This is a genomic window from Synechococcus sp. UW140 (assembly GCF_900474295.1).
Taxonomy (GTDB): Bacteria; Cyanobacteriota; Cyanobacteriia; order PCC-6307; family Cyanobiaceae; genus Synechococcus_C.
In genome coordinates this window covers 105,309-121,961 of sequence record NZ_UCOB01000014.1, presented here as the reverse complement: position 1 = coordinate 121,961, position 16,653 = coordinate 105,309, and the positions used below count along the sequence as shown (strand labels likewise).

The following is a 16,653-nucleotide window of genomic DNA, read 5'->3' as shown; positions in this document are numbered from 1 at the left end:
CCTCTTTGCGTCTCCTGTGGCATCCCCCTATCGTCTGACACTGCGCCGTCCTGACGACTGGCACGTGCATCTTCGGGACGGGGCGATGCTGCATGCCGTGGTTCCTGCCACAGCACGGGTGTTTGCTCGGGCGATCGTGATGCCCAACCTGCGTCCTCCGATTACGACCGTTGAGGCGGCTGTCGCTTATCGCGACCGAATCCTCGCGGCAGTGCCGGAGGGGTTGGACTTCACTCCTTTGATGACGGCCTATCTCACCGATGATTTGGCTCCAGAGGTGCTGGAGAGGGGGCACCGCCAAGGGGTGATCACTGCGGCCAAGCTTTACCCCGCCAACGCCACCACCAATTCAGCAGCAGGCGTGACTGACCTGGAACGGATCGATCCGGTGCTGGAGGCGATGGAACGTCTGGGCATGCCCCTGTTGATCCATGGTGAGGTCACGGATCCGGAGGTCGACATCTTTGATCGGGAAGCGGTGTTTATCGAGCGTCATCTCATCCCACTGCGCCGCCGTCACCCTGGTCTCAAGGTTGTGCTGGAACACATCACCACGGAACAGGCCGTGGATTATGTGTCCGGATCGGATCGGCGACTGGCGGCCACGATTACGCCTCATCATCTCCATCTCAACCGCAACGCCATGTTTGCCGGTGGCCTGCGCAGCGATTTCTACTGTCTCCCAGTGGTGAAGCGTGAAACCCATCGCCGTGCCTTGGTGCGCGCTGCGACCAGTGGTGAGCCCTGCTTTTTCCTTGGGACTGATTCCGCGCCCCATCCCAGAGCTGGAAAGGAAAGTGCCTGCGGATGTGCTGGCATTTTTAATGCCATGCACGCGCTAGAGAGCTACGCCGCCATTTTCGAGCAGGAGGAATGCCTGGATCGGCTTGAACCTTTTGCCAGTGAATTCGGGCCTCGTTTCTATGGGCTACCCCTCAATGAGCAGTCCGTCACCCTTGAGCGGAGTGAACAGACCGTGCCCCAACGGCTGGATCCACCCTTCTCCGCTCCCGGCGATGAAACCTCTCTCGAGGTTGACCAGGCTCCCCTGTTGTTCCATGCCGGGGAAACCCTGCTCTGGCGCGTGGTGACCTCTGAACAGAGGCAATCGAGCTGAGGATGAAGACCCGTCGGCCCTCGACCTCAAGACCCGCTGCACGATCTGGCCATGCCCAGGATTGATGGGGGCAGGGGGACTTGAACCCCCACAGGATTTTCATCCCAAGCGATTTTAAGTCGCGTGCGTCTACCGATTCCGCCATGCCCCCGGCGGTAAGGCTCCTGTCAGTGCCCTGCACGGCATCTTAGATTTCGATCACTCAGCGGAACTGTCGTGTTGCCGGATGCCCTCACCAGTGTGGTCAGCCTTGAGACCTTGCTTGTGCTTGCCACCTACACGGTTTTGGGGGGCCTTTACCTGGTCGTGATTCCTCTTGTTCTCTATTTGTGGATGAACAAACGCTGGTACTGCATGGGCAAGCTGGAGCGACTGGGCGTCTACGGGATGGTGTTTCTCTTTTTCCCGGGCATGATTTTGTTTGCTCCCTTCCTCAATTTCAGGCTTCAAGGCCAGGGTGAGGTCTGATCCATTGACCCGTCTCAATGTTCTGTTGATTGGCCTCCTCGTGCTGGTGATGGGGGGCATCGGTTACGGCGTTTTTTCCGCAGCAGGTTTCGAGGATGCTTCTGCGGGGATCGCGGCGGAAGCTGTTCTGATCGTGATCGTGGTGGTGTGGACTGGTTCTTATCTGTTCCGCGTTGTGACTGGAAAGATGACCTACATGGAGCAGCGGCGTCGCTACCGCGAGGGTTACGACCAGATCACCGATGAGCAGCTTCAGAACCGTTTTGACTCTCTGAGCCCTGAGGAACAACAAGCTCTGCTGCAGCAGATCTCCTCTGAAACCTCCGCCGACTCGTAGGCTCCCGCAGTGCTTGTGTTGCGCTGAATCAGCGTTCTTGGCTTCCATGACCCCATCTGCCGTGTCCGCAGCCGACTCCCCGTCACCGATTGCGGCACGTTTCGCCGGTCTGCAAGAGCAGGGGCGGATGGCCCTGATGCCATTTCTGATGGCTGGAGACCCCGACCTCTCCACTACCTCGGACGTGCTGCTCAGCCTTCAAGAGAACGGAGCCGACATGGTGGAGTTGGGGATCCCCTATAGCGATCCACTGGCGGATGGACCGGTGATCCAGGCCTCTGCCTATCGAGCTCTATCTGCGGGGACAACCCCCGGCCGCGTTTTGGAGATGCTCTCCGGTCTGAAGGGCAAGCTCACAATCCCTGTGATCCTCTTCACCTACAGCAATCCACTGCTGAACCGAGGCGCCGAGGAGTTTTTCGCCGATGCGGCCGCCGCTGGAGTGTGTGGCCTTGTTGTTCCAGATCTCCCCCTGGAGGAGGCCGAGCGCCTGTCTCCTTCGGCACAAGCCCATGGGCTTGATCTCGTGCTGCTGGTGGCGCCAACCACTCCAGCTGATCGGATGCAAAGAATCGCCTCTGCCAGTCGTGGATTCACCTATTTAGTGAGCGTCACGGGTGTGACTGGAGAACGCGTCAGCCTCGAGAATCGTGTGTCATCTCTCGTAGCAGATCTCAAAGGCTGCTGCCCCATTCCAGTTGCTGTTGGATTTGGGATTTCGGGACCCGATCAGGTCAAGCAAGTGAAATCCTGGGGTGCGGATGGAGCGATTGTCGGCAGTGCTTTAGTGAAAAGAATCGCGGCAACAGAGCCAATCTCTGCTGCCGCACAGGCTGGTGAATTTTGCCGGCAGCTGAGACAGGCTGCCGATTGAATCACTCTTCGTCTTCTTCACTCCCGCCGACGGGAACGAGGCGGATTTGCTTGCGACCCAGCTTGATCTCGAATTCGTCGCCGGTCTTGAGATCGAGCATGGCGGTGTAAGCCTTACCGATGAGCAGGTTGCCGTTGCCTTGAACGGTTGCGACGTAGGAAAGCTTGCGGCCGCCTTTGCCGACACCGCCACCACCACCGAGGCCAAGGTTCACACCCTTGGCTTCAAGAAGGGCCTCATAGAACGCAGTGAAGTTGAGGCGCTCACCACCATCCTTCTTGCCCGATACGTAGCCGCAGGCCCTGACGAGATCGGATTTGCTGACATCGCCCAGCTCTTTGACCTTGTTGAGCAGGTCACTCCCTGTGAGCATGATTGTTTGAGAGAAGATCACCATTATGAACATAGCCTTTGATGATTCCACTGTGCCATTCTCAGAGGGTTATTTTCCCTGGTTTGGAGCAGAAAGCGTCGATGGCTCGTTTCGTTCTTTGGGGCACTTACTGCGAAAATGCTCTTGAAAAGCGCACCCCTTTTCGTGATGAGCATCTCAGCCGTTTGAAGACTCTTCAGGAACAGGGCACACTGATCACACTGGGCCCAACTCAAGCCAGCACTCATGTTTTTGGGATCTTTGAAGCTACAGATGAGCAGCAGCTTCGTGGTCTGCTTGAGCAGGATGTGTATTGGCGCGAAGGGATTTGGACGGCCCTTGAGGTTTATCCATGGGTCCAGGCATTTTGAGCCTGGTCCCAGATCCATTCGCTAACAAGACGGTCTCCGCCTTCACCTAGAACATCCCCATAACCGGACATCTGGCCGATTCCCTCCCGGGCAATTCTGGCGACCGCTTCAGGATCATCGATCCCGTTGCGCTTTAAGGCCGCGAGTTTAAGGGTGCGGCCGCGGCGGATGATGTTGCCTCCATTGACATGGCAGCCGATGCAGTGGTTGTTGAACAACTCCTCGCCACTACTTGTGAGCGCTTGGGCAGGAAAAGCAACCCAAGTAAGGCCGATCACCACAGCCACAATCAGCATCTGCCTCCTCAATCGGTGGCGAAGGATCGATAGGGTGAGGCTCAGATCGGCTGCCATTCACGCCAGGCTGCTGCAGGGCATTCTGCTCCTACAGGTTGCAGACAGCGTTGATCGTGCGTCATCAGGTCTGCAGCGGATCGATACTCCCTGGGAATGTCGTTTCGAGCTCCAATCGACTCGGCGGCTTTTGCCGTCGCCATGATGATCCTGAGACTGCTGCGCAAGTCCGGGGGGCATGGCTTTCCCTGTTGCTTGTCAGGATCACAGTGTTGGGTCTGGAGGATTGATTGGCGGAAGCAGATCTGCAGAGATTTTTGCGCAAAGTGGAGCAGCTCAATGCCTTGGTTGCATCCCTGGAGGAGGATCCTCTGCGCCGTCAAGCCTTCGCGGCCTGTGTCGACCACAACCAGGTGGTTCAACTCGCCCGTGGCTGGGGCTTTGAGATCGGAAGGCGTTGGGGTGAGGCTTCAACGGAGCTGGAATCCGCCGCGCCCGCGGCGAATGCCCCATGCAGATCTCCATTCTGCGTCGATCCCGAGCCACTGCTGCGCAGTCCCCTGCCCGAAGCAGGAACGGAGCGGGTGCGCGAATTACAGCGCGGTTCCGACTGGCGGCTCGATCTGATTCATTCTTGTGAGGCCTCCAGTCCTCCTCAGTTCTGGTACGACCAGACCGAACATGAGTGGCTCATCCTGTTGCGTGGCAGTGCGCGGCTTTGCCTGACCGAGCCTGATCAGATGCTCGATCTCTCGGTTGGAGACAGTCTTTATCTGCCTCCGCATCGTCGTCATCGGCTGGAACGCACCGACCCTGACCCTGGAACCTTGTGGTTGGCGCTCTACTGGGAGGAGTCCGTTGGCGAGGGGCGCCCGGCTCCTGCACGCATCACCAACCAGTAGGCGCAAGCCAGGGACACGGATGCCACGCCCAATCCGATCAGTAGCTGTGGTTTGTTTTCGGAACTGGCGGGGAGCACGATCACTTTTCTTGCCACCGCAGTCAGAGCGGTGACCAGCACCAGTTCCAGTTGCACCACATGGCGGCGCAGATAGCTGGTGACGTTTTGCAGCACTTCGAGAGCAATCAGCACGGTGAGCAGATCACCAAGCACTTTGATCAGTCCATCCCCCAACCAGTTGGCGGGCTGTGGACTGATCAAGTCAGTTCCCACCCTGATGGTCAATTGCACCAGTGCGGCCACGATCACCACCCCGGTGATCACGGTGAGCAACTTGGCTACTTTGCGCTCGGCCGAATCAACAACCTTCAAAAAGGTTGGCCAGGAGGGTCGTGATCGCGTCACGGATGCTCTCAGTTGGTGAAGGGCTGATAGGAGGGGCGTGCTGGTGTATCCCCGGGAGGATTCTCGATCTTGGTGTTGCAGGTAATGGATCCGTCGCTGTTTTGGACGCAGTCAGTGGGCACCACCTTGCTTTCCTGGCCGGTGCGGCTGTCAGGGCCAAGGAGCCAGGTTTCCCTTTGAGCCATCACGGGTGAGATGGCAGCCATCTGCAGGCTGATGAGTGCGGCTGCTGTGGCGATCAGGCCAGATCCAACGGACACGTCTTGCGGTCGACTTCCCACACTTTGCATGGGATCGGCGTCAGCTGACGGAATCGTCGCGGATTTCCTGGAGAAGCAGATCCAACTGCCCGAAAGGATCGACCTCTGCCACTTCCCCTGAAGCACTCTCATTGCCGAGTGCTGGAGAGGGTGAACGACTCCAATCGGCCTCGACCGCACAAAGCCGAGCCGCCAATTTGGGTAGCCCTCCCTGGCGATGTTCCCGCTCGAGGACCTCAAGTAGTGCTGGCATCCGCGTGGAGCTTGCCCGCAGGCAGCGACGCAAATCAGCCTGTGTTCGCCCCTGGTGCTTGAGCCAGTCCTTGAGCAGCACGACCAGCTCCTCCTCCATTGCCCTATTCCACTGACTCATGGGCAAGCCGGTCAAGGGCGACCGGGCGGAAACCACCGGTCCAGTTTGCGCTGTGCCCTGAGTCGGATGTCATCACTGATGTGATGTCGCCACAGTCCGATCACGGCTGTGAGTGCCACGAGATCATCGCTGAAGCCCACGACTGGCAGAAAATCCGGCAGCAGGTCGGCGGGCATCAACAGGTAGGTCAGAGCCGCGAGCAGGGTGAGGCGCGCCTGATGTGGAGTGTCTTGGTCCAGCAGGAGTTCAAGCACCTCCAGGGCTGGTCGGGCAACGCTGCGACCGGCTCGGCGCAGTAGACGCCGCAGGTTGCCTTCATCGATGACGGAGCTGTCAATGACTTCGGCATCGACAGCTGGCTCGTGGAACGAAGAAGCCTCAGCCATGGCCTGTCTCTCCTGGTGTCACGTTCCTCCCACTCTCGCCCTCAGGCCTCTGCCCGGGCCTCGATCAGGCCGTTCTGAATCCCGGTCTTTCTCAGTTTGCGCAGGGCCCGTTGCACCACTTGACGGCAGTACTCCCTGCTGCAGCCCATATGGCGGGCGACCTCGGCCAGGGTGCGCCATTCGTTGGAACCATCAAGTCCGAAGCGCAGCATCACCACCGTGCGTTCCTTGGGGGTGAGATTGGATTTGTCGAGCAGCTTCCAGGCTGAGGCAGATCGTTCAGCGATTTCGGCCCGTTCCATCGGTGGTAATTCATCGCTTGGCAGCACATCAACCAGTTCCGAAGGGTCGGATTTTGATTTCACGATGCCTTGCAGGCTCACGGTCACACTGCGCAATTCACAACCGAGAAGGTCATCCACTTCGGTTCTGGAAAGATTCATCGCCTCCGCCAGCTGATCTGGAGTAGCGGCCTGTCCATTACGTTGCATCAATCGTGCTTTGGCGGCACGTAGTTTGGTGAGCTTTTCGTTCACATTGACGGGAATTCGAATCGTGCGGCTCTGGGTGGATAGGGCTCGATTGAGGCCTTGGCGAATCCACCAGTAGGCATAGGTTGAGAATCGATGTCCGCGGGTGGGGTCGTATTTCTCCACCGCACGAGTGAGACCAAGAGTTCCCTCTTGGATCAGGTCGAGAAGATCAAGACCCTTGCCCTGATAGCGCTTGGCAAGGTTGACCACGAGACGAAGATTGGCCGTGATCATCTGATTCTTTGCTTTTTCTCCTCTCTTGATTGTCCTCTTCTCGTCATCGCTGTAAACGCATGCCGGGCCAGTACCCCCTGCAAGCATGCAACGTTCTGTGATCGAAACCATGGCTTGAACCTTGCGGCCCATGGTTAACTCCTGCTCAGGGGTCAGCAGCTGGTGTCTGCCGATTTCGCCAAGGAATGCGCTCAGGGAGCTCACCATCTTCAACTCCTGTCTTTTTTTGAACCTAGGGCGGAAATGATTGCGACTCAGGGGTGTAATAAAGACTGCGGAATTAATGATTGATGCGTTATTCCGCTTTCTTTTTTTATTTATGTTTTGCGATGTCATCAACGCATCTGTTTTCTCCTCTAGTGCGTTGCGGCTAGAGGTTCTTGATGGCGAGTTCTGCTTCCGCTTGGCTGGTGATCTCGTCCCCATTCCGGCTTGACCGGATGGTGGCGACGGTCGCTACTCTCACGGCTCCGCGGTGATTGCCATGACCTTGGCCACGATCTTGACCCCCGAAATCGCCAAAAGCGCCGGGGTTGCTTACGTCCATTACCTGAGCTTCATGCTCTGTTTTGCCGCGCTTGTGGTTGAGCGTCGTCTGATTCGTCCCGATCCCGACCGTCGGACCGCCACGGTGATGGTGATTACTGACATCGTTTACGGGATGGCAGCGCTGGCGGTGCTGCTGAGCGGCATTCTGAGAGTGCTTTACTTCGGGCAGGGCACGGAGTTCTATACCGTCAACCCCTTGTTTTGGTGGAAGGTAGGCCTTTACCTCTCCGTCGGTGGTCTTTCGCTGTATCCCACGATCACCTATGTGCTCTGGGCGATTCCGCTGCGGAAAGGAGAACTCCCCAAGGTCTCTGAGGCGTTGGCCTCGCGTCTGGCTTGGATTATCAATATTGAATTGGTTGGGTTTGCCCTAATTCCCTTCTTGGCCACTTTGATGGCCCGTGGTGTTGGCCTTCCTCCAGCCTGAGCCTGTTGAGAGGACGGTTGAATGATCCCTGATCCTTGCCCGCCGCAACAGGACGTTCGCCCCATCGATATGGCGCTTGAGGCTGCCCAGCCAGGAGATCCTCCTGGCTATGGCCACCGACTTGCCACCTCTCCCCAGGGGCCGCCGACGCTGCCTCGCTGGTGCGTTTGGCTGGAACCACCGCGGGGGGCGACCGCCGATCGGTGGGAACAGCGCTGGCTTTCAGCTGTGGATGCTGCGCTCACAACCTGGCAGGAAGTGCTGCCGATTACCCGCGTGAAGGAGCCGGAGCGAGCCCAGATTTGGATCGAGCGTCGGCGCCCCCCTTTACGTCAATTGGCCAGCGGCTGGCGTGCCAGCAATGGACGCAGTTTGTTGGAGGTTCTCGCCGTGCGTCGCGGCGGGAGCTGGTCATTAGAACCTCGTGTCACCGTGCTGGTGTCGCCTGAGTTGAGGGCATCCGTGCTTCGGTCCACAGCCCTGCACGAGCTGGGGCATGCTTTTGGGCTCTGGGGGCACAGTGACGATCCAAGTGATGTGATGGCTGTTCATCAGGGGCACTTGCCTGTGCTGAGGCTCACGGCTCGAGATCGGGAGACAGTGCGTTGGTTGCAGGCGCAGCCCACTCGTTTCGGGCGGCGCCCGTCGGATGCGCTGTTGCCAGAGGTGCGTTGAAGCGGCACATAGTCCCTTGTTGCACCACGCACGATGTGTCCCCTGCTCAGTCAGCACCGTTTGTTCTGGGTCGAGGGTCTTGGCTTGTCGTGCCATTGGGCTGAGAACCGGTCATGATGCGCGCCGCTGCATCGTTGATATGCGTTCCATTTCAGCCTTTTTGCCCCTTGGTCTTGCCCTGCTTACAGGATGTGGCTGGATTGATGGAGTCAGTGGTGGCAAGCCTGAGCTGAAGCAGGACCTCCGCATCAGCTTGGATGGCAAGCAGCCGTCCAGTAGTGAGGCAACGCTGCAGCGAGAAGACGGACCCTTGGTCTTTCCGGTTGGATATGGGCGAAATGGTATTGCCTGCGAGGGGTCGACATTTGAGGAGGGATGGACCCCCCTCGGGACCTTCCGTGTCAATGCAATTCTCAGTGAAGACCGCTTCGAGATGGACCCTGCGCTGGTGAAAGAGTCGGGCAAGACCGAGGCCTATCTGCGCGAGAGCCTGTTTCGCAACATGAGTTCCATCGATTTCAAGGGCGATGGCGAAACCGGTGAGTACGGCAAGGGTTACATCAGCCTGGCGCCTGTGCCTGCCACTCCACAGCCATTCCGTTTTAATAACTACGACGGCACATTCCGCTGGTACAGCTTTGCCATTCACGGCACCAACGATCCCAGCCGGGTAGGTCAGTCTGTGACCGGTGGCTGCATCAATGTGAATGGCCCGGCAATGGAGGCCCTGCTCAACAGCGTGCAGCTTGGTGATGAAGTGGTGATCGCCTCCGACTCGCCCTGCACACCCTGATCACTCCCGGCGAGGTGCCCCCCGGCGTTTCGCCAGCACTTCCTGGACGCGCCGCCAGCTCACACCGTGATGGGCCAGGGCCACTTGCATGTGGAACAGGATGTCGGCGGCCTCGCCGGCGATCTCTTCTGGGCTGTTGTCCTTGCAGGCCATCACGAACTCAGCGCTTTCCTCGCCGATTTTCTTGAGGATGCGGTTGTCGCCACCGTCAAGCAGCTTGTTGGTGTAGCTGCCTGGCTCCGGTTGATCACGGCGTGCTTCGATCACCCGCATCAGCTCTGTGCAGGCATCAGCCGGTGGTGGCAGCGCATCAGCTCCCCCAGGCGCGCGTTGGTCACTGTCTTCGTAGAAGCAGCTGCGTGCTCCGGTGTGACAAGCCACGTCGCCGCTCTGTTCGATCGTAACCAGGATCACGTCGGCATCACAGTCGTAACGGATGTTCCGCACTGTCTGGGTGTGGCCGCTGGTGGCTCCTTTGTGCCACAGCTCTTGGCGTGAGCGACTCCAGTAATGCACCTCTCCCGTGCTCAAGGTGAGTTCAATCGACTGCCTGTTCATCCAGGCCACCATCAGCACGGCACCGTCCAGCCAGTCCTGGGCGATTGCTGGGATCAGGCCCGCTTCATTGAAACGGAGCTGATCAATGAAGGCTGAGGTGAGCGGCTGCATCGGGCGGGGCGTGTTGCAGATGTAGACAGGAAGAATCCTGCCGCAGTGCCGTCCCGTCCCTCTGCCCGATGCCTCTGCCCCCCACCGCTTACACCTGCAGCAAGCAGTTCGAGGGCTATCCCTGTTGTCACAGGCAGTGGCGACATCCTGGCCATTGCCGTTTCGTGCATGGCTATAGCCGCAGTTTCACGGTCTGGTTTGCGGCAAAAGAGCTGGATGCCTGTGGCTTTGTCGTTGATTTCTCCGGCCTCAGACCCCTGGAAGCCCAGCTGCGCCAGCAGTTTGATCACACGTTTCTGGTCAATGGTGATGATCCCCTTCTCTCTCAGTGGCAAGCCCTCCATGACCAAGGGGCTTTAGACCTACGGGTCATGGAGAACGTTGGTATGGAGTCCACGGCCCGGCTGGTGTGGCAGTGGGCCAATGCTCTTTTGCATGCGCGGGACGGCAGCCGCAGTTGCTGTTGGAAGGTGGAGGCCCGTGAGAATCGGGCCAATGCCGCCAGCTATGAAGACTGGCCTGCGTGGTTCAGCGCTGTTGCTAGCTGATCAGCGCAGAACCAGACGCTGCTGTCCATCGGGGCCACTACCGCTGTCGATCGTGACGTCGACCGAACTGCCATCGCTGTAGCGCCCAGCCAGGATCGCCTTGGCAATCGGTGTTTCCAGCTCACGTTGAATCGCTCGTTTCAGAGGCCTGGCTCCATAGACCGGGTCATAGCCGGCATTCGCCAGCCAGTCGGTGGCTTCATCGCTGATGCTGAGGTTCAATTTGCGCTCATCCAGGCGGCTGCGCAGCCGATCCACCTGCAGGCTCACGATGCGGCGTAGTTCCTCGCGTCGCAGGCTGTGGAAGATGATCGTTTCATCGAGTCGGTTCAGAAACTCGGGCCTGAAGTGGGCGCGCAAGGCGTCGTTGACCCGACGCTCCATCTCCTCATGCTGGTCGTCATCGCCGCCTAGGTCGAGGATGGCTTGGCTGCCGATGTTGCTGGTAAGGATCAGCACCGCATTGGTGAAATCCACAGTGCGTCCCTGTCCGTCGGTGACGCGACCGTCATCGAGGATCTGCAGCATCACGTTGAACACATCGGGGTGGGCCTTTTCCACTTCGTCGAAGAGGATCACCGCGTAGGGGCGTCGGCGCACCGTTTCGGTGAGCTGACCGCCGGCCTCGTAGCCCACATAACCAGGAGGTGCGCCAATCAATCGGCTGACGCTGTGCTTCTCCATGTATTCCGACATGTCGATGCGCACCATGGCGTCTTCGCTATCAAACAGCTGCGCCGCAAGGGCTTTGGACAGCTCAGTCTTGCCGACTCCGGTGGGGCCGAGGAACAGGAAGCTGGCAATGGGACGATGTGGGTCACTGAGGCCTGCGCGAGAGCGCTGAATGGCATCGGCCACGGCGCTGACGGCTTGCTGTTGGCCCACCACGCGTTCGTGCAGCTGCGCCTCGAGGCTGAGCAGCTTTTCCATTTCCGACTGCACCAGCTTGGCAACTGGGATGCCGGTCCATTTGGCGATCACCTCGGCGATGTCGTCTTCGCTGACCTCTTCGCGCAGTAGGGACTTCTCGCTGCCATCAGTGCCTTCGCTCAGAGCCGCTTCTTGTTCGGCCAACTGCTTTTGCAGGCCTGCAAGCGTGCCGTATTCAAGCTCCGCTGCTTTGTTGAGGTCGTAGCTGCGTTTGGCTTGTTCCACTTGCAACTGCACGCGTTCGATCTCCTCCTTGAGGGTGGAGAGAGCGTCGATCGCTCCTTTCTCCTGTTGCCACTGGGCATTAAGAGTGCTCTGTTGCTCAGAGAGTTCCGCGAGTTCCCGCTCCAGTCGCTCCAGCCGTTCCTGGCTGGCGGCATCGGATTCGCGGCCGAGGGAGAGTTTCTCCATCTCGAGCTGCAAAATCTTGCGGTCGATTTCGTCGATCTCCTCCGGCTTGGAGGTGATCTCCATCTTGAGGCGGGCGGCGGATTCATCCACCAGGTCGATGGCTTTGTCGGGCAGGAATCGATCAGCGATATAGCGGCTGCTGAGCATGGCAGCGGCCACCAGAGCGCTGTCAGCGATACGTACGCCGTGATGCACCTCATAGCGCTCCTTCAGGCCGCGCAAGATCGAGATGGTGTCTTCCACCGTGGGCTGATCCACCAGAACCTGTTGGAAGCGCCGTTCAAGGGCCGGATCCTTCTCGATGTGCTGGCGGTGTTCATCGAGGGTGGTGGCGCCGATGCAACGCAGTTCACCCCTGGCCAGCATCGGTTTGAGCAGGTTGCTGGCGTCCATGGCTCCGCCGGTCGCTCCTGCGCCCACAACGGTATGGATCTCATCGATGAAGAGAACGATCCCTCCGTCTGAGGAGGTCACTTCTTTGAGGACGGCCTTGAGCCTCTCCTCAAATTCACCTCGGTACTTGGCACCAGCGATCAGGGCACCCATGTCGAGAGCAATTAACTGTCGGTTCTGTAGAGCCTGAGGAACATCGCCATTGACGATGCGCTGCGCCAATCCCTCCACGATCGCTGTCTTGCCGACCCCGGGTTCACCGATCAAGACAGGGTTGTTCTTGGTGCGGCGGCTGAGGATCTGAATCGTGCGGCGAATCTCCTCATCGCGACCGATGACCGGATCGAGCTGGCCGTCGCGGGCGGCTGCGGTGAGATCGCGACCGTATTTCTCCAGGGATTCATAGGTTCCTTCAGGGTTCTGATCGGTCACGTTTTGGCTGCCACGCACGGCATCGATAGCGGTTTTCAGGGATGTTGCGTTCACTCCAACCTGGTTCAGCAGCCGCTTCCCGCAGCGCTGATCGTCAGCAAGGGAGAGCAGCAGGTGCTCGATGGAGATGTAGCTGTCGCCATAGCTCTGTTTGAGGCTGTCTGCACGGTCGAGCCCGTCGCTGAGGCCTTTGCCGAGATAGACCGATTCCGGTCGCTGCTGGAGCGCTGGCAGTTGTTTGAGGTGTTGTTCAACCGCGGCCTCAAGTTCGGGTGGCGAGGCACCTGCTTTCTCGAGAATGCGGCTGGCCAATCCATTTTGTTGCAGCAGTGCCAGCAGCAGATGCTCGGTTTCGATTTGTTGGTGGCGCTGACTCTGCGCTAGTTGCTGGGAGGAAACGATCGTGGCCCAGGCTTTCTCAGTGAATTGTTCTGCGGTTGGTTGCATGTCCTTCGCTCTGTTGTTCAGACCGTATGAGGAGTGTTCGCAGTCTTCGAGCGGAGAACCGATCCGCCACGGTCGGTCTGCCCACCAGACTGCGGCAAACCGACCTGGCTCGGTAGGGTCAGCCGATCAGAGCCAGGACGATGGACGACAGCAGCGCGTTGGATGCGGAGCTGGTGCGAGTGCTGGTGCAGCGATTGCACGAGCTGTATGGATCCACTCCAAGGGAGCTGGAACGGATGTGTTGGATGGTGGTGCATGAACATCATCACGGTGCCATGCCTACGGAGTACGACATCCGTGAGGTGAATGAGGAGCTTTATCTCGCTGTGCTCAGCGCTGCTCGCAATGGCACCAACCAGGTTGATGGCACTGCGAGCTCATGAGTGGACAGCTTTGCGCTGGATCAATGGGAGTGGCCGCCGGAACTGAAGGCTCGGGCCGCGAAGGGCATGACGGCTTGACGGAACGGCTGCCGTCTCCAGAAGCGACCATTGGCACAGACACGCTGGATTTCGTAGTGGCGGAATGAGCCGAAGCGCGCCGTCTTGAAAAAGCCGTTGTTGATTCGATAAAGACCACGGCGATCGCACAGCGCCTGGACCAGTTGATAGCGGCGTCGGCCATGGCGTTTGATCGCCAATCGGTCGTAGGTGATCACTGGAGCACCGTTGAATCTCACCTGCCGGATGGATGCATAGATGTTCTTCCCAGAGCGGGTGGGCCCGATGTAATTCCAGTTGGATCGAGAGGCGATGGAGTGGGCTTCCGCTGCCTGTTGGCTGACGCCGAGGCTGGCTGCGGCGAGGGCAACACAGGTGAGAGTTTTGGTGAAGGCATTCATGGCTGATGCATGGGGGTGGAGAGGGTTGGCTCTCTTGGATGCCTTCACCCTTGCTTTGATCAAGGCAGCAGCTGATGACGGCAAGTCGTTGCGCTGGTGAGCTTGCTCACCGACTTTGTTGAGCCGTGTCCTGACGCAGAGCCGTTGCTCGTTGCGGCGTCGTGGCTCTGGCTTGCATCCGAAGTGGAAGTGGTTTAGCCGAATCCTTTCGCTCGGGCCTGAGCGGTGAGATCACGCTGCTGGCCTCGTATCAGAACGTCTCGTTCTGATGCCTTGCCGATGTGTGGAGCGATTTCAACCCCTGCCGCTTGCATCGCTTTGAGCTTGTTGCTCTCCTCGCACGACCCCGTGTCGCTTTGTAGATACGCCATCACCGTGGCGTGAGCCTCTGCCGTTGTTGCGAAGTAAAGGGTGCCAGGTCCGCGGCGTTCACGGGTGAGATGTCGAGCCAGGCGACGCTGCTGAATGCCTGCCCAAAGGCGTCCAGGGGCAGCAGTCATGTATGCATTCAGCGTCTCTGCCTCGGTGTCTTCGCTCAGAGCCATGGAGGTGCCGTCGACGAAATCGCTGAGCAGGGTCACCACAGCCATGGAGTTAAGCGGCGAAAAACTCAGTCTGAGCTGTCATCTGCAGGATCATCCGTCGGCGCAGGACGAGGCCTTGAAGTCGGGCCCAACGATGGCTCGGACTAGGGCTCTGCCCGCATCCGCTCCATTTCGGTCTCGATCTCCCTATCTGTGATCGGTTGCTCGGTGTGAGACAGAGTCCACCCTTGGATAATCAACGCCAGGCCCCAGCCCGCGATCGGCCAGATGGGCCAGAAGTCACCCATCCCGTCTGCCCACCAAACCAGCATGAGCGTGAGGCTGACCAACAGGTATGCCTTCAGTTGTTTATGGAATGCTCGTTTGCGCTTGAGGCTGGCCAGCGCCTCTGCTCTGAGTTGCTCTGTTGCATCCATGGCAGAGGTCGGCATTGAGATCCCATGCTGGTGGTAGCGCTCTTGATGATCGAATGCCATCGAAGCCCCGCAACCGCGTTGGTGAGGTGTATGGCCAACTGCTGGTGGTGAGGGCTTCCGAGCGGCGTACGAAAAGTGGGAATGCGTTCTGGTGGTGTCGCTGTAGTTGTGGACGAGAGCGGGAAGTGCCCAGCGACAAGCTGTCTCACAACACAGCACGGAAGAAACCAGTGGTGATGGCCTGCCTCGCCTGCTCCCGCGAACTCCAGGTAGAGGCGGTTTGCGCCAAGAACGATCGAGAGGAGCGTCGTCGTCGCTTAGAGGCTGAGCGCAGTCGGGTTGAGCTCAAGGGAACCGTGCCTGAGCGCTGGCTGTCGTTACCACTCACCGATGCCCATGCCAGGGAGCGGGGAGAGGTGTTGTTTTTCCGCGGTACCCGTTGCCTTCGCAATCATCTGGCCCCCTATCGCATCAACGGTGGCTGCTTGGCCTGCGCTGGGCAGATGCCATCCGCTTGATGTGTATCCGACCAGCCTTCCTGGCTGATGGTGTGGCCTCAATGTGTGATTGCGCTCAGGAAATCCAGCTGCTTGCGAACCATGTCTCAACCTGTGCGCAGGTTTCATCATCCTTGAGATCGGTTTCACTCACGCTGAAACCAAATTTGTGGGCCATCGCTAGGAGGGCATGCATTGAATCGAGCTGGTGCAACTCCCTTCGCAGAGCTGCACTGTGTTCCACAGCATGAACAAAATCTTTGAGACCCTGGCGGCTCATCGTTGCCAGCCCCGCTCGGCTTGTTCTTCCACGAAGGCCGCGACATCCGCGATATCGGCTTCGCTCAGTTTGCCTTCATAGGGAGGCATGGCATTTTTGCCGTTTTCGATCTGATGTTCAATCGCCTCAAGGTGGTCTTGGCTGTAGGCGTTCAGATGGGCCTGGAGATCAGGTTGGCTGAGGGTGCGACTGGCTCTGAGAACGTTGCCTCCACCCATATGGCAGGCGGCACAATTGGCTGAAAAGATCTGACCGCCGTTTTCAAGGTCTGGTTGAGATTCAGTCGCGGCAACAGGAAGAACCCCAAATAGGCCGATCACCATCGCCAGAATCAAGGGGAGAATCGCTGCTGGCTGCGGCATGGTCGAACGCGGCACATGATGGACTTCAACCTTATCCATGGCGACGCTCATGTGAAGCCCCTCGATGTGATTACTGATTCACACCGAGGGGCATTGGTTATGGCTTTTGTTTTGAACGGGTCAGATCAGAGGGGTACTACTGATCTGGGCGATCACTCAACGATGACCTTGCCAACCATCCCTGCTCCACGGTGAGGCTCGCAGTAGAAGTCGTAGCTGCCAGCTGTCGAGAACGTCTCTTCCCATGATTCGCCAGGAGCGAAGGCAAGGTCGGAGTGGCTGAGCTCATCGTGCCCATCAAAGACGGCGTTATGAGGAGCCATCTTGTTGTTCACAAATTTGACGGTGTCGCCCGCCTTGATGTTCACGGTGCTGGGCTCGAACGCCAGCATGCCGGAATCGGATCCGAGCTTCACCTCAACAGTGGCGGCGCTTGCGGAGGCCACACCCATGCCGATCACCAGAACGAGGGCGATACAGGCGGAAAGAAGGGAACGCAGATGATGGATCATC

28 protein-coding genes and 1 tRNA gene are annotated in these 16,653 nt (G+C 58.7%); 12 read left to right on the top strand and 17 right to left on the bottom strand.

Going from position 1 to position 16,653, the window contains the following annotated elements; translation table 11 throughout:
* Positions 1-16: 16 nt before the first annotated feature.
* Entirely contained in the window at positions 17-1,117 is a 1,101-nt protein-coding gene (gene pyrC, locus DXY10_RS05560; protein ID WP_115017007.1) for a dihydroorotase, read from the top strand.
* A gap of 65 nt (positions 1,118-1,182) precedes the next feature.
* Here the strand turns inward: pyrC and DXY10_RS05555 are convergent.
* Positions 1,183-1,268: transfer RNA gene (locus DXY10_RS05555), tRNA-Leu, on the bottom strand.
* A gap of 65 nt (positions 1,269-1,333) precedes the next feature.
* On the opposite strand from DXY10_RS05555, the gene DXY10_RS05550 reads away from it, so the two are divergent.
* From DXY10_RS05550 to trpA, 3 genes are read left to right on the top strand one after another with little or no spacing between them, the layout of a single operon-like run.
* The gene (locus DXY10_RS05550; protein ID WP_115017005.1) at positions 1,334-1,585 is read left to right on the top strand and encodes an NAD(P)H-quinone oxidoreductase subunit L; all 252 of its coding nucleotides are present in this window, start codon (positions 1,334-1,336) and stop codon (positions 1,583-1,585) included.
* Between the two features lie 4 nt (positions 1,586-1,589).
* Complete coding sequence (locus DXY10_RS05545; RefSeq protein WP_115017003.1) at positions 1,590-1,922, top strand: DUF3007 family protein; 333 nt, start codon at positions 1,590-1,592, stop codon at positions 1,920-1,922.
* 46 nt (positions 1,923-1,968) lie between these two features.
* The gene (gene trpA / locus DXY10_RS05540) at positions 1,969-2,796 is read left to right on the top strand and encodes a tryptophan synthase subunit alpha (protein ID WP_115017001.1); all 828 of its coding nucleotides are present in this window, start codon (positions 1,969-1,971) and stop codon (positions 2,794-2,796) included.
* Position 2,797: 1 nt separating this feature from the next.
* Here the strand turns inward: trpA and DXY10_RS05535 are convergent, their stop codons facing one another.
* Positions 2,798-3,169: an AbrB family transcriptional regulator gene (locus DXY10_RS05535; RefSeq protein WP_115017398.1), complete on the bottom strand. Its 372-nt coding sequence runs from the start codon at positions 3,167-3,169 to the stop codon at positions 2,798-2,800.
* A 101-nt stretch (positions 3,170-3,270) separates the two neighbouring features.
* Between DXY10_RS05535 and DXY10_RS05530 the strand changes: the two genes are divergently transcribed.
* A complete protein-coding gene (locus DXY10_RS05530; RefSeq protein WP_115016999.1) occupies positions 3,271-3,540 on the top strand; it encodes a YciI family protein in 270 nt (89 codons plus the stop codon).
* Here the strand turns inward: DXY10_RS05530 and DXY10_RS05525 are convergent.
* Together DXY10_RS05525 and DXY10_RS14495 are read right to left on the bottom strand one after the other, a co-directional pair.
* Positions 3,516-3,893, bottom strand: a complete 378-nt coding sequence (locus DXY10_RS05525) for a c-type cytochrome (protein WP_244281949.1) — start codon at positions 3,891-3,893, stop codon at positions 3,516-3,518. The genes DXY10_RS05530 and DXY10_RS05525 overlap by 25 nt on opposite strands.
* Positions 3,878-4,036, bottom strand: a complete 159-nt coding sequence (locus DXY10_RS14495; protein ID WP_170955710.1) for a hypothetical protein — start codon at positions 4,034-4,036, stop codon at positions 3,878-3,880. The genes DXY10_RS05525 and DXY10_RS14495 overlap by 16 nt, the downstream gene beginning before the upstream one ends.
* Positions 4,037-4,123: 87 nt before the next feature.
* On the opposite strand from DXY10_RS14495, the gene DXY10_RS05515 reads away from it, so the two are divergent.
* A complete protein-coding gene (locus DXY10_RS05515; protein ID WP_115016995.1) occupies positions 4,124-4,735 on the top strand; it encodes a Nif11 domain/cupin domain-containing protein in 612 nt (203 codons plus the stop codon).
* On the opposite strand, the gene DXY10_RS05510 is transcribed toward DXY10_RS05515, so the two are convergent.
* From DXY10_RS05510 to DXY10_RS05490, 5 genes are all read right to left on the bottom strand, one after another.
* Positions 4,675-5,139, bottom strand: a complete 465-nt coding sequence (locus DXY10_RS05510) for a phosphate-starvation-inducible PsiE family protein (protein WP_115016993.1) — start codon at positions 5,137-5,139, stop codon at positions 4,675-4,677. The genes DXY10_RS05515 and DXY10_RS05510 overlap by 61 nt on opposite strands.
* A gap of 8 nt (positions 5,140-5,147) precedes the next feature.
* Positions 5,148-5,345: a hypothetical protein gene (locus DXY10_RS05505; RefSeq protein WP_244281963.1), complete on the bottom strand. Its 198-nt coding sequence runs from the start codon at positions 5,343-5,345 to the stop codon at positions 5,148-5,150.
* Positions 5,346-5,439: 94 nt separating this feature from the next.
* Positions 5,440-5,772: a hypothetical protein gene (locus DXY10_RS05500; RefSeq protein WP_115017392.1), complete on the bottom strand. Its 333-nt coding sequence runs from the start codon at positions 5,770-5,772 to the stop codon at positions 5,440-5,442.
* Between the two features lie 11 nt (positions 5,773-5,783).
* Positions 5,784-6,158, bottom strand: a complete 375-nt coding sequence (locus DXY10_RS05495; protein ID WP_115016989.1) for a YkvA family protein — start codon at positions 6,156-6,158, stop codon at positions 5,784-5,786.
* A gap of 41 nt (positions 6,159-6,199) precedes the next feature.
* Complete coding sequence (locus tag DXY10_RS05490; RefSeq protein ID WP_115016987.1) at positions 6,200-7,132, bottom strand: sigma-70 family RNA polymerase sigma factor; 933 nt, start codon at positions 7,130-7,132, stop codon at positions 6,200-6,202.
* A 277-nt stretch (positions 7,133-7,409) separates the two neighbouring features.
* On the opposite strand from DXY10_RS05490, the gene DXY10_RS05485 reads away from it, so the two are divergent.
* From DXY10_RS05485 to DXY10_RS05475, 3 genes are all read left to right on the top strand, one after another.
* Complete coding sequence (locus DXY10_RS05485; protein WP_115016985.1) at positions 7,410-7,901, top strand: DUF2214 family protein; 492 nt, start codon at positions 7,410-7,412, stop codon at positions 7,899-7,901.
* 21 nt (positions 7,902-7,922) lie between these two features.
* Complete coding sequence (locus DXY10_RS05480; protein ID WP_115016983.1) at positions 7,923-8,576, top strand: matrixin family metalloprotease; 654 nt, start codon at positions 7,923-7,925, stop codon at positions 8,574-8,576.
* A 139-nt stretch (positions 8,577-8,715) separates the two neighbouring features.
* The gene (locus DXY10_RS05475; RefSeq protein ID WP_115017390.1) at positions 8,716-9,369 is read left to right on the top strand and encodes a L,D-transpeptidase; all 654 of its coding nucleotides are present in this window, start codon (positions 8,716-8,718) and stop codon (positions 9,367-9,369) included.
* Here DXY10_RS05475 and hisIE read toward each other — a convergent pair whose 3' ends face one another.
* Complete coding sequence (gene hisIE, locus DXY10_RS05470; protein WP_115016981.1) at positions 9,370-10,038, bottom strand: bifunctional phosphoribosyl-AMP cyclohydrolase/phosphoribosyl-ATP diphosphatase HisIE; 669 nt, start codon at positions 10,036-10,038, stop codon at positions 9,370-9,372.
* Positions 10,039-10,106: 68 nt separating this feature from the next.
* Between hisIE and DXY10_RS05465 the strand changes: the two genes are divergently transcribed.
* Positions 10,107-10,586 carry a 6-carboxytetrahydropterin synthase gene (locus DXY10_RS05465; protein ID WP_115016979.1) on the top strand — a complete coding sequence of 160 codons (480 nt, stop codon included), beginning with the start codon at positions 10,107-10,109 and terminating at the stop codon, positions 10,584-10,586.
* Here DXY10_RS05465 and clpB read toward each other — a convergent pair whose 3' ends face one another.
* On the bottom strand, positions 10,587-13,199 hold the full coding sequence (gene clpB, locus DXY10_RS05460) for an ATP-dependent chaperone ClpB (RefSeq protein ID WP_115016977.1): 2,613 nt from the start codon (positions 13,197-13,199) through the stop codon (positions 10,587-10,589). It lies immediately after the preceding gene.
* 140 nt (positions 13,200-13,339) lie between these two features.
* Here clpB and DXY10_RS05455 point away from each other — a divergent pair, with 140 nt between their 5' ends.
* Positions 13,340-13,582 carry a hypothetical protein gene (locus DXY10_RS05455; protein WP_115016975.1) on the top strand — a complete coding sequence of 81 codons (243 nt, stop codon included), beginning with the start codon at positions 13,340-13,342 and terminating at the stop codon, positions 13,580-13,582.
* A gap of 20 nt (positions 13,583-13,602) precedes the next feature.
* Here DXY10_RS05455 and DXY10_RS05450 read toward each other — a convergent pair whose 3' ends face one another.
* From DXY10_RS05450 to DXY10_RS05440, 3 genes are all read right to left on the bottom strand, one after another.
* Positions 13,603-14,040: a hypothetical protein gene (locus DXY10_RS05450; RefSeq protein ID WP_115016974.1), complete on the bottom strand. Its 438-nt coding sequence runs from the start codon at positions 14,038-14,040 to the stop codon at positions 13,603-13,605.
* Between the two features lie 194 nt (positions 14,041-14,234).
* Positions 14,235-14,630: a hypothetical protein gene (locus DXY10_RS05445; RefSeq protein WP_115016927.1), complete on the bottom strand. Its 396-nt coding sequence runs from the start codon at positions 14,628-14,630 to the stop codon at positions 14,235-14,237.
* Between the two features lie 98 nt (positions 14,631-14,728).
* Positions 14,729-15,016, bottom strand: a complete 288-nt coding sequence (locus DXY10_RS05440; RefSeq protein WP_244281948.1) for a 2TM domain-containing protein — start codon at positions 15,014-15,016, stop codon at positions 14,729-14,731.
* 38 nt (positions 15,017-15,054) lie between these two features.
* Here DXY10_RS05440 and DXY10_RS05435 point away from each other — a divergent pair, with 38 nt between their 5' ends.
* Positions 15,055-15,519: an early protein (E6) gene (locus DXY10_RS05435; protein WP_115016925.1), complete on the top strand. Its 465-nt coding sequence runs from the start codon at positions 15,055-15,057 to the stop codon at positions 15,517-15,519.
* Positions 15,520-15,574: 55 nt separating this feature from the next.
* Here the strand turns inward: DXY10_RS05435 and DXY10_RS05430 are convergent, their stop codons facing one another.
* From DXY10_RS05430 to petE, 3 genes are all read right to left on the bottom strand, one after another.
* The gene (locus tag DXY10_RS05430) at positions 15,575-15,778 is read right to left on the bottom strand and encodes a Nif11-like leader peptide family natural product precursor (protein ID WP_115016923.1); all 204 of its coding nucleotides are present in this window, start codon (positions 15,776-15,778) and stop codon (positions 15,575-15,577) included.
* The gene (locus DXY10_RS05425) at positions 15,775-16,140 is read right to left on the bottom strand and encodes a c-type cytochrome (RefSeq protein ID WP_115017385.1); all 366 of its coding nucleotides are present in this window, start codon (positions 16,138-16,140) and stop codon (positions 15,775-15,777) included. Before DXY10_RS05425 ends, DXY10_RS05430 begins: the two co-directional genes overlap by 4 nt.
* 152 nt (positions 16,141-16,292) lie before the next feature.
* On the bottom strand, positions 16,293-16,652 hold the full coding sequence (gene petE / locus DXY10_RS05420) for a plastocyanin (RefSeq protein WP_115016921.1): 360 nt from the start codon (positions 16,650-16,652) through the stop codon (positions 16,293-16,295).
* Position 16,653: the final 1 nt, after the last annotated feature.

Coding starts and splice junctions, on each gene's coding strand:
- hisIE (WP_115016981.1), bottom strand. CDS start 10,038: ATGCAGCCGCTCACCTCAGCCTTCATTGATCAGCTCCGTTTCAATGAA.
- trpA (WP_115017001.1), top strand. CDS start 1,969: ATGACCCCATCTGCCGTGTCCGCAGCCGACTCCCCGTCACCGATTGCG.
- DXY10_RS05525 (WP_244281949.1), bottom strand. CDS start 3,893: ATGGCAGCCGATCTGAGCCTCACCCTATCGATCCTTCGCCACCGATTG.
- petE (WP_115016921.1), bottom strand. CDS start 16,652: ATGATCCATCATCTGCGTTCCCTTCTTTCCGCCTGTATCGCCCTCGTT.
- DXY10_RS05445 (WP_115016927.1), bottom strand. CDS start 14,630: ATGGCTGTGGTGACCCTGCTCAGCGATTTCGTCGACGGCACCTCCATG.
- DXY10_RS05535 (WP_115017398.1), bottom strand. CDS start 3,169: ATGCTCACAGGGAGTGACCTGCTCAACAAGGTCAAAGAGCTGGGCGAT.
- DXY10_RS05440 (WP_244281948.1), bottom strand. CDS start 15,016: ATGCCGACCTCTGCCATGGATGCAACAGAGCAACTCAGAGCAGAGGCG.
- DXY10_RS05425 (WP_115017385.1), bottom strand. CDS start 16,140: ATGCCGCAGCCAGCAGCGATTCTCCCCTTGATTCTGGCGATGGTGATC.
- DXY10_RS05490 (WP_115016987.1), bottom strand. CDS start 7,132: ATGGTGAGCTCCCTGAGCGCATTCCTTGGCGAAATCGGCAGACACCAG.
- DXY10_RS05455 (WP_115016975.1), top strand. CDS start 13,340: ATGGACGACAGCAGCGCGTTGGATGCGGAGCTGGTGCGAGTGCTGGTG.
- DXY10_RS05430 (WP_115016923.1), bottom strand. CDS start 15,778: ATGAGCCGCCAGGGTCTCAAAGATTTTGTTCATGCTGTGGAACACAGT.
- DXY10_RS05480 (WP_115016983.1), top strand. CDS start 7,923: ATGATCCCTGATCCTTGCCCGCCGCAACAGGACGTTCGCCCCATCGAT.
- DXY10_RS05465 (WP_115016979.1), top strand. CDS start 10,107: ATGCCTCTGCCCCCCACCGCTTACACCTGCAGCAAGCAGTTCGAGGGC.
- DXY10_RS05450 (WP_115016974.1), bottom strand. CDS start 14,040: ATGAATGCCTTCACCAAAACTCTCACCTGTGTTGCCCTCGCCGCAGCC.
- DXY10_RS14495 (WP_170955710.1), bottom strand. CDS start 4,036: ATGGCGACGGCAAAAGCCGCCGAGTCGATTGGAGCTCGAAACGACATT.
- DXY10_RS05485 (WP_115016985.1), top strand. CDS start 7,410: ATGACCTTGGCCACGATCTTGACCCCCGAAATCGCCAAAAGCGCCGGG.
- DXY10_RS05475 (WP_115017390.1), top strand. CDS start 8,716: ATGCGTTCCATTTCAGCCTTTTTGCCCCTTGGTCTTGCCCTGCTTACA.
- DXY10_RS05435 (WP_115016925.1), top strand. CDS start 15,055: ATGCCATCGAAGCCCCGCAACCGCGTTGGTGAGGTGTATGGCCAACTG.
- DXY10_RS05505 (WP_244281963.1), bottom strand. CDS start 5,345: ATGGCTGCCATCTCACCCGTGATGGCTCAAAGGGAAACCTGGCTCCTT.
- DXY10_RS05500 (WP_115017392.1), bottom strand. CDS start 5,772: ATGAGTCAGTGGAATAGGGCAATGGAGGAGGAGCTGGTCGTGCTGCTC.
- clpB (WP_115016977.1), bottom strand. CDS start 13,199: ATGCAACCAACCGCAGAACAATTCACTGAGAAAGCCTGGGCCACGATC.
- DXY10_RS05495 (WP_115016989.1), bottom strand. CDS start 6,158: ATGGCTGAGGCTTCTTCGTTCCACGAGCCAGCTGTCGATGCCGAAGTC.
- DXY10_RS05530 (WP_115016999.1), top strand. CDS start 3,271: ATGGCTCGTTTCGTTCTTTGGGGCACTTACTGCGAAAATGCTCTTGAA.